The 10,702-nt window shown below is 72.6% G+C and carries 12 protein-coding genes and 1 tRNA gene; 11 read left to right on the top strand and 2 right to left on the bottom strand.

All coding sequences use genetic code 11. The features are described 5' to 3' along the window. Positions 1-4: 4 nt before the first annotated feature. From glp to ACIHCM_RS34225, 6 genes are all read left to right on the top strand, one after another. On the top strand, positions 5-1,327 hold the full coding sequence (gene glp, locus ACIHCM_RS34200) for a gephyrin-like molybdotransferase Glp (protein ID WP_399904796.1): 1,323 nt from the start codon (positions 5-7) through the stop codon (positions 1,325-1,327). A gap of 83 nt (positions 1,328-1,410) precedes the next feature. After that, positions 1,411-1,923 carry a cyclic pyranopterin monophosphate synthase MoaC gene (moaC, locus tag ACIHCM_RS34205; protein ID WP_399904799.1) on the top strand — a complete coding sequence of 171 codons (513 nt, stop codon included), beginning with the start codon at positions 1,411-1,413 and terminating at the stop codon, positions 1,921-1,923. Further along, on the top strand, positions 1,920-2,456 hold the full coding sequence (locus tag ACIHCM_RS34210; protein ID WP_399904802.1) for a molybdenum cofactor biosynthesis protein B: 537 nt from the start codon (positions 1,920-1,922) through the stop codon (positions 2,454-2,456). The genes moaC and ACIHCM_RS34210 overlap by 4 nt, the downstream gene beginning before the upstream one ends. Positions 2,457-2,479: 23 nt before the next feature. After that, positions 2,480-3,130 carry a GNAT family N-acetyltransferase gene (locus tag ACIHCM_RS34215; RefSeq protein ID WP_399904911.1) on the top strand — a complete coding sequence of 217 codons (651 nt, stop codon included), beginning with the start codon at positions 2,480-2,482 and terminating at the stop codon, positions 3,128-3,130. 185 nt (positions 3,131-3,315) lie between these two features. Further along, complete coding sequence (gene glpR, locus ACIHCM_RS34220; RefSeq protein WP_399904805.1) at positions 3,316-4,605, top strand: gephyrin-like molybdotransferase receptor GlpR; 1,290 nt, start codon at positions 3,316-3,318, stop codon at positions 4,603-4,605. Positions 4,606-4,687: 82 nt separating this feature from the next. Then, positions 4,688-4,761: transfer RNA gene (locus ACIHCM_RS34225), tRNA-Ala, on the top strand. Positions 4,762-4,854: 93 nt separating this feature from the next. Here ACIHCM_RS34225 and ACIHCM_RS34230 read toward each other — a convergent pair. Then, positions 4,855-5,331, bottom strand: coding sequence for a GNAT family N-acetyltransferase (locus ACIHCM_RS34230; RefSeq protein WP_399904808.1), 477 nt, complete (start codon positions 5,329-5,331; stop codon positions 4,855-4,857). A 68-nt stretch (positions 5,332-5,399) separates the two neighbouring features. Between ACIHCM_RS34230 and ACIHCM_RS34235 the strand changes: the two genes are divergently transcribed. Then, positions 5,400-6,203, top strand: coding sequence for an exodeoxyribonuclease III (locus tag ACIHCM_RS34235; RefSeq protein WP_399904811.1), 804 nt, complete (start codon positions 5,400-5,402; stop codon positions 6,201-6,203). A gap of 19 nt (positions 6,204-6,222) precedes the next feature. Here ACIHCM_RS34235 and ACIHCM_RS34240 read toward each other — a convergent pair whose 3' ends face one another. Continuing rightward, positions 6,223-6,873 carry a MerR family transcriptional regulator gene (locus ACIHCM_RS34240; RefSeq protein ID WP_399904814.1) on the bottom strand — a complete coding sequence of 217 codons (651 nt, stop codon included), beginning with the start codon at positions 6,871-6,873 and terminating at the stop codon, positions 6,223-6,225. A gap of 141 nt (positions 6,874-7,014) precedes the next feature. Between ACIHCM_RS34240 and ACIHCM_RS34245 the strand changes: the two genes are divergently transcribed. From ACIHCM_RS34245 to ACIHCM_RS34260, 4 genes are all read left to right on the top strand, one after another. Further along, positions 7,015-8,529 (top strand): flavin-containing monooxygenase, encoded by a 1,515-nt coding sequence (locus tag ACIHCM_RS34245; RefSeq protein WP_399904817.1) that lies wholly within the window; start codon positions 7,015-7,017, stop codon positions 8,527-8,529. Beyond that, on the top strand, positions 8,526-9,452 hold the full coding sequence (locus ACIHCM_RS34250) for an alpha/beta fold hydrolase (protein WP_399904820.1): 927 nt from the start codon (positions 8,526-8,528) through the stop codon (positions 9,450-9,452). Before ACIHCM_RS34245 ends, ACIHCM_RS34250 begins: the two co-directional genes overlap by 4 nt. Next, on the top strand, positions 9,449-10,333 hold the full coding sequence (locus tag ACIHCM_RS34255; protein ID WP_399904823.1) for an SDR family oxidoreductase: 885 nt from the start codon (positions 9,449-9,451) through the stop codon (positions 10,331-10,333). Before ACIHCM_RS34250 ends, ACIHCM_RS34255 begins: the two co-directional genes overlap by 4 nt. 75 nt (positions 10,334-10,408) lie before the next feature. Then, a complete protein-coding gene (locus tag ACIHCM_RS34260; RefSeq protein ID WP_399904826.1) occupies positions 10,409-10,606 on the top strand; it encodes a hypothetical protein in 198 nt (65 codons plus the stop codon). Positions 10,607-10,702 lie beyond the last annotated feature (96 nt).

Consider the following 10,702-nt stretch of genomic DNA (forward strand, 5'->3'; position numbering starts at 1 on the left):
CCACTTGAGCACCGCCGCGCCCCGCGCCACCGGACAGGACCATCTGTGGTCGGTGGACGAACACCTGGAGGACATCCTCGAGACCGTCCGCCCTCTCGAACCCATCGAGCTGCAACTGCTCGACGCCCAGGGCTGTGTCCTGGTCGACGACGTCACGGTGCCGGTCTCCCTGCCGCCGTTCGACAACAGCTCCATGGACGGGTACGCGGTACGGGTCGCGGATGTCGCGGGCGCCGGCGAGGAGTTCCCGGCGGTCCTGGAGGTCGTCGGGGACGTCGCCGCGGGCCAGGCGGAGCTCCTGACCGTGGGACCGGGCCAGGCCGCCCGCATCATGACCGGCGCCCCGCTGCCGCCCGGCGCGGAGACGGTGGTGCCCGTGGAGTGGACCGACGGCGGCCTCGGCGAGGGCCCCGTCACCGGGATGCGGGCGCGCAGCCTCGGCCCCGAGGGCGCCTCCGGGCAGGTGCGCGTGCACCGGCCCGCCGAGCCGCGCGCGCACGTGCGCCCCAAGGGCAGCGACGTCAGGGCCGGTGACCGCGCCCTGGAGGCGGGCACCGTCCTCGGCCCGCCGCAGATCGCGCTGCTCGCCGCGATCGGCCGCGGCACCGTACGTGTGCGCCCGCGCCCGCGCGTGGTGGTGCTCTCCACCGGCAGCGAACTCGTCCAGCCCGGCGAGGAACTGGGCAGCGGCCAGATCTTCGACTCCAACAGCTTCGCCCTCACCGCGGCCGCCCGCGACGCCGGCGCCATCGCCTACCGGGTGGGCGCGGTCGCCGACGACGCCGAGACCCTGCGCATCACCATCGAGGACCAACTCGTCCGCGCCGACCTGATGGTCACCACGGGCGGCGTGAGCGTCGGGGCGTACGACGTCGTCAAGGAGGCCCTGTCGCACGTCGGTGACGAGGACGAACCCGGCAGCGGCATCGAGTTCCGCAAGATCGCCATGCAGCCCGGCAAGCCCCAGGGCTTCGGCTCCATCGGCCCCGACCACACCCCGCTGCTGGCCCTGCCCGGCAACCCGGTGTCGTCGTACGTCTCCTTCGAGCTGTTCGTCCGCCCCGCGATCCGCACCCTCATGGGACTCCCCGACGTGCACCGCCCGCGGGCCCGGGCGACCCTGGCCGCCGACAAGGCGCTGACCTCCCCGCGGGGACGCCGGCAGTTCCTGCGCGGCGGCTACGCCGACGGCCGGGTGACACCGGTCGGCGGTGCCGGATCCCACCTGGTCGCGGCCCTCGCGCACGCCGACGCGCTGATCGTCGTACCGGAGGAGACGGAGTCCGTCGAGCCGGGTGCCGAGGTCGAGGTGGTCCTGCTCGGCTGACCGCCCCGGCTTGGCGGTACCGTGTCGCGCACAACAGGTCCGTGCGCCGCACCGCGACGGGCCCGGACCGGGAGCGCCACACCATGACCGTGCCTTCCCGGGGGGAGACCCCCGGAGCCCCTGCGCAGGACCGCCTGACGCACATCGACGACGCGGGCGCCGCCCGCATGGTCGACGTCTCGGACAAGGACGTCACCGCGCGCACCGCGCGCGCGAGCGGACGGGTCCTCGTCTCGCCGCGCGTGATCGAGCTGCTGCGCGGCGAGGGGGTTCCCAAGGGTGATGCCCTCGCCACCGCGCGGATCGCGGGGATCATGGGCGCCAAGCGGACGCCGGACCTGATCCCGCTGTGCCACCCGTTGTCGGTGTCGGGTGTGACACTGGACCTGTCGGTCGCGGACGACGCCGTGGAGATCACCGCCACGGTGCGCACGACGGACCGTACGGGCGTCGAGATGGAGGCCCTGACCGCGGTCTCCGTCGCCGCGCTCACCGTGATCGACATGGTCAAGGCGGTCGACAAGGGAGCGGTCATCACGGACGTACGGGTGGAGGAGAAGACGGGCGGCAAGTCGGGCGACTGGAGCCGGGCATGACGCACGACGCGGCGCTCGGCGGCGCGCTGGCCGCGCCGTACAGCGCGCTGGTGATCACGGCCTCGAACCGGGCCGCCGCCGGGATCTACGAGGACAAGGGCGGCCCGCTGATCGCCGACGGCCTCCGGGGCTTCGGGTTCGCCGTCGACGGTCCGCAGGTCGTCCCCGACGGGGACCCGGTGCAGGCCGCGCTGCGGGCGGGCGTGGACGCCGGGTACGACGTGATCGTCACCACGGGCGGCACCGGCATCTCGCCCACCGACCGCACCCCGGAGGCCACCCGCGCCGTGCTGGACCGTGAGGTGCCGGGCATCGCGGAGGCCATCCGCGCGTACGGCCGGGACAAGGTGCCCACCGCCGCGCTCTCCCGTGGGCTGGCGGGGGTGGCGGGCGGGACACTGGTGGTCAACCTGCCAGGTTCGTCCGGCGGCGTGCGCGACGGACTGGCCGTGCTGGAACCGCTGCTGATGCACGCCGTCGACCAGATCCGCGGCGGTGACCACCCCGGACCTTCCGGTGGGGGTGCGAGCTGAACAGCCCGTCCTGGCCCGTCGAACTGGTGGAGGGCGATGTCGTCCTCCGCCCGATAAAGCTGCGCGACCAGCGGGCCTGGCGTGAGGTCAACCGGCGCAACCGCGACTGGCTGCGGCCCTGGGAGGCCACCATCCCGCCGCCGACACCGGGCGGGCCGATCACGCACCGGCCGACCTACCGCCAGATGGTCCGTCACCTGCGGTCGGAGGCGAACGCGGGCCGGATGCTGCCGTTCGTCATCGAGTACCAGGGGCGGCTCGTCGGGCAGTTGACGGTCGCCGGGATCACCTGGGGCTCCATGTGCTCCGGCCACGTCGGTTACTGGGTGGACGAGGCGGTGGCCGGGCGCGGCGTGATGCCGACGGCCGTGGCGCTCGCCGTCGACCACTGTTTCCGGACCGTCGGCCTCCACCGCATCGAGGTCTGCATTCGCCCCGAGAACGGGCCCAGCCGCCGTGTGGTGGAGAAACTCGGATTCCGCGAGGAGGGCCTCAGACCCCGATATCTCCACATCGACGGGGGCTGGCGCGACCATCTCGTCTTCGCGCTGACGGCGGAGGAAGTCCCCGAGGGACTGCTGCCGCGCTGGCGCCGCGCCCGGCCCGGGAACCCCCCTCGGAAGGCGCGGGACCTGCCCTGGAATCCGCAGAACGCCCCGGGGAATCCCGCCTGACGCCGAAATTGAATATGTGTTCGAAAATGATCGGTTGGTGACCGGTCCGAGGGCATTGAATTCGCGGGTGCGCCAGCCTGCTGATCGCATCGGTCACAAAAAAAGCTCGAAATATCAGCCAGATCGTGCGACACACCGGCTCAATTGGCAGATGGCCTCACGCAAACCCCTCTACCGTGTGAGGCGTGAGCAGCAGCGGCCTCATCTACGCAGTCATTGTCGGGGCCTGGGCCGCCTACTTGGTGCCGATGTGGCTCCGTAGGCAGGACGAGCTGAACGAGGCCCGTCCGACGGAACGCTTCAGCACAGCCATCCGGTTGCTGTCCGGACGGGCAGGGATGGAGCGCCGGTACGCCAAGGACCTGCGGGCGCGCTCCACCGACGAGGGGGAGCCCGGCTCCGACGACCCGGACGTGGTCACCGACTCGGTGGACGTCCGGGCCTTCGCCATGCCTCCGACGCGCCCCCGGACCGGCACCGTCAAGGAGGCCGGAGCGGAAACCGGACCGGCGTCCGGCGCCCGCGCGGCAGGTCCCGCACCGGTGCGGGAAGAGGCGCCCACGCCCCCGCCCCCACGCAAGCCGGTTCCCCCGGCCCGCCGCGCGCCCGGCGCGGAGGCGGCCGCGGCGCGCGCCCGGCGTACCAAAGTGCTCGCGCGCCGCAGACGCACCACCATCGTGCTCTTCCTGGCCTTCACGCTCGGCGCGGTCGTCGCGGCCGTCGGTGGCCTCGCGTTCCTCTGGGCACCCGGCGTTCCCGCCGTCCTGCTCAGCGGGTACATCGTGTACCTGCGGACGCAGGAGCGCCGCCGTTTCGCCTACCAGATGGACCGGCGTCAGGCGGAGGCCGCGGCGCAGCGCCTCCGTGAGCGGGCGCGGCAGCCGCGCCGGCACGCGGTGGCCGAGACCGAGGCCGACGAGCCCGAGGAGGGGCACGAACCGGAGGCCGACCCCGGGCTGTCCGCGCTGGCCGCGGACCGGCGGGCGCTGGTGGAGCAGACCGATCACGCCGAGTGGGTCGATCAGCAGCGGGAGCGGCAGCGGCGGCCCGGGCACGGGGAGAGCTGGGAGCCCGTGCCGGTGCCGTTGCCGACGTACGTGACGGCGCCCGTCGCGCCGCGCGCGACTCCTGAGGTGGACCTCGGGGCGCTGGACGCGTGGAGCTCGGCACGGTCGAGCCCGGCGGCGCGGCATCAGGAGGCGGAGGACGGCGCGCGCGAGCACGCCTCCGGCACGCCGGCCGCCTCCCCTTCGCCGGCTGTCTCTCCCTCGCCCGCCGCCGACCCCTCCGACGCGGGTGCGGGCGGCCCGGGGGACGCGCGGACGGCGGACGGCGCGGCGGACAAGGCGGACGGCGAGGGGAGCGGGGACGCGCGGCGCCGGGCGGCCTCGGCGCGGCGGGCACGGGAGCGTGGGCGTACGCCGCTGTTCGACCAGTACGAGGACGGGGAGCGGCCGCGGGCGGCCAACGAGTAGCCCGCACCGCTCCGGCCCCGGGTCCAGCGGGAACGGATTTCCAAGCACCCCGACCGGGGTGCTAAAGTTTCACTCGTTGCAAGGGCCTGTGGCGCAGTCTGGTAGCGCACCTCGTTCGCATCGAGGGGGTCTGGGGTTCAAATCCCCACAGGTCCACGCAGTGTAGAGCCCCGTCGGGATTCCGACGGGGCTCTGTCACGTTCCCTGTTGTCCTTGAGGGCCCGGTGACGGGCCCTCAAGTGGCGCGTGTCACAGGGCCTTCGCGAAGCAGCGGCTCGACTCGTAGAAGCGGTAGTAGCCGAACTTGGCGCACGGCTCGTAGCCGCTGGAGGTGTACAGGGCGATGGCCTCCGGCTGCTCGGTGCCGGTCTCCAGGACCATCCGGACGCGGCCGGCGGCGCGGGCGTCCTCCTCCAGGGCGGCGAGCATGCGCCGGGCGAGACCACGGCCGCGGACGTCCTTGATCACATACATCCGCTTCAGCTCGGCGTCGCCGTCCTCGTTGCCCTCGGCGTTCTTGTCCTGCCGGCGCCAGCCGCCGGTGGCGACGGGGCGGTCGGTCTCGTCGTAGGCGATGAGATACACGCCGCCCGGCGGCTGGAAGTCCGAGGGGTCGAGGACGGTGGCGTCGCCGCCGTCGCCGTAGCGCTCGTGGTACTCGGCCTGGACCTCGTCGTTGAGCTTCACGGCGTCGGGGTGGTCGAAGGGGACGCGACGTATATCCATGCTGCGGATCGTACACCTATACAGAGTCGGAATCTGGACTTTGTCCAGTGTGCCGGTAGGGTGCCCCGGTGCTCACTGTGACCTCTGTGAATGTGAACGGGCTGCGGGCCGCCGCGAAGAAGGGCTTTGTGGAATGGCTCGCCGGGACGCAAGCCGATGTGCTCTGCCTGCAGGAGGTGCGCGCCGAGCCGCAGCAGCTGCCCGAGCAGGTGCGCTCGCCCGAGGGCTGGCATGTGGTGCACGCGCCCGCCGCCGCCAAGGGGCGCGCGGGCGTCTCCCTGTACACCCGGCGTGAGCCGGACGCCGTGCGGGTCGGTTTCGGGTCCACGGAGTTCGACGGCAGTGGGCGATACGTCGAGGCCGACCTGCCCGGTGTGACGGTCGCCTCCCTCTATCTCCCGTCCGGCGAGGTGGGCACCGGACGGCAGGACGAGAAGGTCCGTTTCATGGGCGAGTTCCTCGCCTACCTCAAGGGCCTGCGGGAGCGGGCCGCCGCGGACGGGCGCGAGGTGGTGGTCTGCGGCGACTGGAACATCGCCCACCAGCAGGCCGACCTGAGGAACTGGCGCGGCAACACGAAGAACTCGGGCTTCCTGCCGGAGGAACGCGAGTGGCTCACCACGGTGTTCGACCCCCGGGCCGGCGGCTACGTCGACGTCGTGCGCGCCCTGCATCCGGACGTCGAGGGTCCCTACACCTGGTGGTCGTACCGGGGGCGGGCGTTCGACAACGACTCGGGATGGCGGATCGACTACCAGGTGGCCACCCCCGGGCTCGCGGATCGCGCGCTCAAGGCGTACGTGGAGCGGGCCGCCACCCATGGTGAGCGGTGGTCGGACCACGCGCCGGTGACCGTGGTGTACGGCCGCTAGGGTCCAGCGCTAGGGGCCCTTACGGCTCCTTGCGCATCCTGCGGTCCAGCGCCAGGGACAGTTCCGCCTCCACCACGCTGCGGGCCAGGGGGCGCAGGCGGGGCAGGTCCTCGGCCGAGGCGTGGCGGAGGACCAGGCCGGCGAAGAGTTCGGCCAGGGCGTCGGCGTGGGTGCGGACCTCCTTGCCGGCCCGGAGCACCTCCGCGAGCGGGATGCCCTCGCGGACCAGGGCCGAGGAGACGTCCAGCAGGCGGCGGCTGATGTGGACGATCTCGTCGCCGTCGGTGGCGAGGTAGCCGAGGTCCATCGCGGCGGCCAGGTTCTCCGGCGTGACCTCGCCCTCGAAGCGGGCGGCGAGCTCCTCGGGGGTGAGGTGGACCGGCTCCTCCTCGGTGGGGGCGCCGGCGCCGACGCCGAGCAGGTCGGCGACATCGCGGCCGTGGTCGAAGGCCTCGGCCAGTTCCGCGATGCCGTTCAGGGTGTGGCCGCGGTCCAGCAGCGCGCCGATCGTGCGCAGCCGGGCCAGGTGGTGATCGTCGTACCAGGCGATCCTGCCCTCGCGGCGGGGCGGTGGGATCAGCTTGCGTTCCCGGTAGAAACGCAGGGTGCGCACCGTGATGCCGGCCAGCCGGGCCAGCTCCTCCATGCGGTACTCACGCTTCTCGGTCACCTCCGCACCCTACGGCGTACCGCCGGTAACTTTCCTTGCGCCGACCCCTACCCATCAGTACGCCGCTCCTCTAGTCTCCGATTGCGCCAGTATTCACTGGCAAGGTCGTGGAGTCGCGGAACGGCATGGAGGGGCGTCGGTATGGCCGAGCACGAACATGTACGGGTGGCGGTGGTCGGGTCGGGATTCGGCGGGCTCGGGGCCGCCGTGCGGCTGCGCCGCGAGGGCATCACCGACTTCGTCGTCCTGGAACGGGCCGGCAGCGTCGGCGGCACGTGGCGGGACAACAGCTACCCCGGGTGCGCGTGTGACGTACCGTCCCATCTCTACTCCTTCTCCTTCGCGCCCAACCCCGAGTGGCCGCGCACCTTCTCCGGCCAGGAGCACATCCGCGCCTATCTGGAGCGCGTGACCGACGTCTTCGGGCTGCGCCCGCACCTCCGCCTCGACTCGGAGGTGAAGCGGATGGCCTGGGACGGCGACGAACTGCACTGGGTGATCGAGACCGCCACCGGCACCCTCACCGCCGACCTCGTCGTGTCCGCGACCGGACCGCTGTCCGACCCGAAGGTCCCCGGCATCGCGGGCCTCGACACCTTCCCGGGCAAGGTGTTCCACTCCGCCCGCTGGGACCACGACTTCGATCTGCGCGGCAAGCGGGTCGCGATGGTCGGCACGGGCGCCTCCGCGATCCAGATCGTGCCGGCCATCCAGCCCCAGGTCGGCAGGCTGACCCTCTTCCAGCGCACCCCGCCCTGGGTGATGCCCCGCGTCGACCGCGCGATCAGCGGCGCCGAGCGGCGGCTGCACCGCGCCCTTCCGCTGACGGCCCGGCTCCGCCGCGGACTGCTGTGGGGCATCCGGGAGTTGCAGGTCCAGGCCTTCACCAAGCACCCCGACGAACTCGGCATCATCGAGCGGCTGGCCAAGCGCAACATGGCCCGTGCCGTCAAGGACCCCGCCCTGCGCGCCAAGCTGACCCCCGGCTACCGCATCGGCTGCAAGCGGATCCTGCTGTCGAGCGAGTACTACCCGGCGCTCGCCCGGCCGAATGTGGACGTCGTCGCGAGCGGGCTCAGCGAGGTCCGCGGCTCGACGGTCGTCGCCTCCGACGGCACCGAGGCCGAGGTGGACGCGATCATCTTCGGCACCGGCTTCCACGTCACCGACATGCCCATCGCCGAACGGGTCATCGGGGCGGACGGCCGGACGCTCGCCGAGGCCTGGAAGGGCGGCATGGAGGCGCTGCGCGGAGCCTCGGCCGCAGGGTTCCCGAACTGGATGACGATCATCGGACCCAACACCGGCCTCGGCAACTCGTCGATGATCCTGATGATCGAGTCCCAGCTGAACTACATGGCCGACTTCGTACGGCAGTTGGAGGTGCTCGGCGGGCGCGTGGCCCTCGACGCCCGCCCCGCCGCCGTGAGCGCCTGGAACCACAGGGTGCAGGAGCGGATGAAGCGCACGGTGTGGAACACCGGTGGCTGCAACAGCTGGTATCTGGATGCGGGCGGCCGCAACACCACCATCTGGCCCGGCACGACGGGCGAGTTCCGGCGCGCGACGCGGCGGGTGGACCTCGGGGAGTACGAGGTGCTGCGTCCCTCCGCGGAGCGGGCCGGCGGCGAGGCCGTGCGGGAGGCCGTCGCGTGAGCCGCCTGCTGCATGTCGCCTCCGGCCCCTACGCCCCGCCCGTCCCCACCCGTGAACTGACCGTCACCTCCGCCGACGGCGCACCCCTGCACGTCGAGGTGCACGGTCCCGACGGCGCGCCCGCCGTCGTCCTCGTGCACGGCTGGACCTGCTCCACCGCGTTCTGGGCCGCGCAGATCCGCGCCCTCGCCGCCGGCCACCGCGTCATCGCCTACGACCAGCGCGGGCACGGACGCAGCCCGGCGAGCCGCCTGTGCAGCACCGAGGCCCTCGCCGACGATCTGGAAGCCGTGCTCGCCGCGACGCTCGCGTCCGGGGAGCGGGCGGTGATCGCCGGGCACTCCATGGGCGGCATGACGGTGCTGGCGGCGGCCGGGCGGGAACGCTTCCGGGCACACGCGGCCGCCGTCCTGCTGTGCAGCACGGGCAGTTCGCGGCTGGTCGCCGAGTCGACCGTCCTGCCGATGCGGGCGGGGCGGCTGCGGACGTGGCTGACGGGCCACGTCCTCGGCTCCCGCGCCCCCCTCGGGCCGGTCACGCCCCTGGCGCGCAGGATCCTCAAGTACGCCACCATGGGCGCCGGTTCCGCTCCGGACATGGTGGAGGCGTGCGCGCGGATCGTGCACGCCTGTCCGCGCGCCGTGCGGCACAGCTGGTCGCAGGTGCTGCACCTGCTCGATCTCGACCACGGCGTACGGCAGTTGCAGGCGCCCACCGAGGTCGTCGTCGGCGCGCGTGACCGGCTCACGCCCCCGGTGCACGCCCGTGCGCTGGTCGCGGCGCTGCCGCGGTGCGTCGGGCTCACCGAGCTGCCCGGGCTCGGCCACATGACACCGGTGGAGGCTCCCGAGCTGGTCACCGGGAAGATACGCGAACTCGTCACCACGTACGCGCCGGCGAAGCCGGTCAAGGAGGGCGCATGAGCAGGGTCAGCCTGGAGGGTCAGGTCGCGGTCGTCACCGGGGCCGCGCGGGGCGTCGGGGAACTGCTCGCCCGCAAGCTCTCGGCGCGCGGTGCCAAGGTCGCGCTGGTCGGCCTGGAGCCGGACGAGCTGAAGCAGGTCTCCGCGCGGCTGCACAGCGAAAGCGAGCACTGGTACGCCGATGTCACCGACCACGAGGCCATGGCGAGGGTGGCCCAGGAGGTCAAGGAGCGTTTCGGCAAGGTCGACATCGTCGTCGCCAACGCGGGCGTCGCGACCGGCGGACCCTTCGCCGAATCCGACCCGCAGTCCTGGCGGCGGGTCATCGAGGTCAATCTGATCGGTTCCGCGGTGACCGCCCGCGCCTTCCTGCCGGTGCTCACCGAGAGCCGGGGCTATCTGCTCCAGGTCGCCTCCCTCGCCGCCATCACCCCGGCGCCCATGATGACCGCGTACTGCGCGTCCAAGTCGGGTGTGGAGGCGTACGCGCACAGTCTGCGCGCCGAGGTCGGGCACCAGGGCGTGAAGGTCGGCGTCGCGTATCTGTCCTGGACCGACACCGACATGGTGCGCGGGGCCGATCAGGACGACGTCATGCGGGAGTTGAGGCAGCGGCTGCCGTGGCCGTCCAGCAAGACCTATCCGCTGGGGCCGGCCGTGGACCGGATCGTGGCCGGGATCGAGCGGCGGTCCGCCCATGTGTACGGGCAGTGGTGGCTGCGCGGGATGCAGGGCGTGCGCGGGTACCTGCCGGCGCTCATCGGGGCCGTGGGGCAGCGCGAGATGCGGCGGTTCGCTCCGCGGTTACAGGGGATGAGCACGGGGCTTGTGGGCGCGGGCGGCGCCGCCGACGAACAGGCCCGCGCTACGCAGCGTAGTTGATCGAAATGCGTGCGTAGTCCGGCCGTGCAAATCTGGTCGAGGCCCCATCCCCCACCCACTACGGGAGTGAATCTCATGGGCATGAAGGACCAGTTCCAGGACAAGGCCGAGCAGCTGCGCCAGAAGGCTGAGCGCATGGGCCAGGAGAAGGGTGAGCGGCGCGAGCGCCCCTCCGACCCCACGCGCGAGCGTGGCCGCCGCGACCAGGAGCCCGAGCGGGACCGGGAGCGGCAGGAGGCCGAGGACCGGTTCGCGCAGGACTACGACGCCTAAGTAGGCGGGTAGTCGGCTTCGCCCAGTGACGCAGGGTGCCCTTCCTTCCGGAGGGCACCCTGTGTTCGTGCGTCGCCGGGGCGTTCCCCGGCAAGG

This window comes from Streptomyces sp. NPDC052023 (genome assembly GCF_044548465.1).
Taxonomy (GTDB): Bacteria; Actinomycetota; Actinomycetes; order Streptomycetales; family Streptomycetaceae; genus Streptomyces.